Source organism: Aquitalea sp. S1-19 (assembly GCF_024343515.1).
The window spans coordinates 1-1529 of sequence record NZ_RJTZ01000295.1 but is presented as its reverse complement, the minus strand read 5'-3'; the positions used below and the strand labels follow the sequence as shown (position 1 = coordinate 1529).

At 61.2% G+C, this 1529-nt stretch carries 2 protein-coding genes and 1 pseudogene; 1 reads left to right on the top strand and 2 read right to left on the bottom strand.

What is annotated here, in order from left to right; all coding sequences use genetic code 11:
- Positions 1-443, top strand: a 443-nt coding sequence (locus tag EGI20_RS18525; protein ID WP_498633164.1) for a magnesium chelatase domain-containing protein, incomplete at its 5' end; no start/stop codon positions are given.
- On the opposite strand, the gene EGI20_RS18520 is transcribed toward EGI20_RS18525, so the two are convergent.
- Both EGI20_RS18520 and EGI20_RS18515 read right to left on the bottom strand, forming a co-directional pair.
- Complete coding sequence (locus tag EGI20_RS18520) at positions 440-1162, bottom strand: hypothetical protein (RefSeq protein ID WP_498632367.1); 723 nt, start codon at positions 1160-1162, stop codon at positions 440-442. The two genes, EGI20_RS18525 and EGI20_RS18520, sit on opposite strands and share 4 nt — an antisense overlap.
- Positions 1162-1529, bottom strand: a pseudogene (locus EGI20_RS18515) (ubiquinone biosynthesis protein UbiB); the annotation flags it as partial. The gene EGI20_RS18520 and the pseudogene EGI20_RS18515, both read right to left, overlap by 1 nt.

The window sequence follows — 1529 nt, the reverse complement described above, 5'->3', positions numbered from 1 at the left end:
TGCAGGCGCTGGTGGACAATGCCCACGGTTTCCAGCCCAAGCGGCTGGCGCTGGGGCTGGATCAGAACCGGCTGGCGTTGTTGCTGGCCGTGATGCACCGCCATGCAGGCGTGAGCTGTGCCGATCAGGATGTATTTCTTAATGCGGTGGGCGGGGTGAAGATTATCGAGCCGGCCGCCGATCTGGCGCTGGTGCTGGCCATGGTGTCGTCGCTGAGGAATAAGCCCTTGCCGGAAAAGCTGGTGGTGTTCGGCGAACTGGGGCTGGCAGGTGAAGTGAGGCCGGTGTCGCGCGGGCAGGAGCGGCTGAAAGAAGCAGCCAAGCTGGGCTTTACCCGCGCCCTGGTGCCTTCGGCCAATCGTCCGCGCCAGCCCATCGCGGGCTTGGAAATCATCGGCATCGAGCGCCTGTCCGAGGCGGTGGCGTTTATCGCCGAGCGTTAAGGCGCGCGGGTGACGCGTAGCCGCACCGTGCTCAGGCTTTGCCTGTTGCCGCCTTGTGCGCCGAATACGAATAGCTGTCCGCCGCGCCCGTCCTGTCGGACGCTGCCTAAGCTCACCCAGCGACCTAAAGGCGTGCTCAAGGTGGTGATCAGTGATTGTTTGCGTACGCTCATTCCATTGCCTAATGTCTCATCGCTGACCGAAATATCCAGCAGCACCTGCTGCCCGTTCAGCCTTGGTGTGACCTGAAAGCCGCTGATGGCGCTCTGGCTGCCCTGTCCGTTAAACCGCCACGGTAGCGGCCGCTCGACCCCCAGACTGATGCTGCCGCTTTTGCCCGAGAGCAGGCTTAAGCTTTGCAGTATGCTGTTTTGGCGGCTGCCGCTATTGACCGACCAGCCATTATTGCTGGAAGTGCCGTTGCCCAGATTGATCTCGCTGCGGCTGCTTTGCGCCGATTTGTCCTGCGCCACTTCAATGTCCAGCATGGCAGGCTGGGTGTCCAGTTCGCGCGCCGCCTGTGCCAGTACCTGCTCGCGCTGCACACTGGCATTGATGATCAGCTTGCCTTCAAAGGCCGATAGCGATTCGCCCGGCTGCAGCGTCGGGCGTAGTGCCGCTGCGACTTCGCCTGCATTAGCCCAGTCAAGCGTCAGCACCTGCAAGGCATGGGCAGGCAGGGTGAGCAGCAGCAAGAATGCATGCAGTACGGCTTTCATCAGTACTCCTTGCCGGCGCGCCAGATGGAAAAAATGAGCCACAGGCTGTTGAGCATGGCCACCATAAAGCCCAGAAAGCCGAATAGTGGCAGGCCGAACAGCATGGGGCCGGCATTGACCGTCATGACGATGCTGGAGCCTATGATCAGGCAGCCGGTGACAATGCCCATGGTCAGGCGGTTGGCGCTTTTGTCTATCTGGCGGCCGAAACTGTCCAGCCTTGCCAGATCCAGATTAATGCGGAACTTGCCCTGACGTATATCGCGCGCCATGCGCACCATATCGTGCGGCAGGCCTGACAGCATGGTAATGCCGTCCAGCAGGCTTTGCTTGCCTTTGCGGGCGATGGCTTTGGGGTGATAGCGCG

Coding starts and splice junctions, on each gene's coding strand:
- EGI20_RS18520 (WP_498632367.1), bottom strand. CDS start 1,162: ATGAAAGCCGTACTGCATGCATTCTTGCTGCTGCTCACCCTGCCTGCC.